Below are 487 nucleotides of genomic sequence, written 5' to 3' on the forward strand. Positions count from 1 at the left end.
AACTTCATGGTCGGGCGTTGGACCGCCTCGGCGATGGCTTCCGCATCTCGGAAGTCATTCTTCTGTCCCTTCGAATAGGGGCGCACGTATTTCGCCGGCATCAAGCGGGCGTCGTGGCCAAGCGTTTGCAGCTTGCGACTGAGGTGATGCGCGCCGACGCAGGCCTCCATGCCGATCAAGCACGGCGGCAGGTTGGCGAGCCGCGTTTCCACCTGGCCGCGCGACCACTTCTGCCGCAGCACGATGCCGCCGCGCTGATTCTGGCCAATGATGTGGAACGAGTTCTTGCCGATATCGATGCCGATGACGGCGGGCGAAGCGTCGAGTTTCTGAGACATGGCGTGCTCCTTGTCTTGGGCGCCCCTTGCCAGCTTCTCGTACTGGCAGGGCCGGAGCACGGCCGGACCATTCCATTCTGATGTCCCCAGTCAAGCACACAGCGCACGGTTTCTCATCTCCACGAGGACTCATCGTGAAGTTCTTGTGC

1 protein-coding gene is annotated in these 487 nt (G+C 61.8%); it reads right to left on the minus strand.

Annotation, left to right across the window (positions count from 1 at the left end; genetic code table 11):
• Window positions 1–338, minus strand: a 338-nt coding sequence (locus tag AC0L3K_RS40745; RefSeq protein ID WP_473368225.1) for an IS110 family transposase, incomplete at its 3' end; no start/stop codon positions are given.
• Window positions 339–487 lie beyond the last annotated feature (149 nt).

This window comes from Bradyrhizobium sp. MI1.10, from assembly GCF_055811035.1.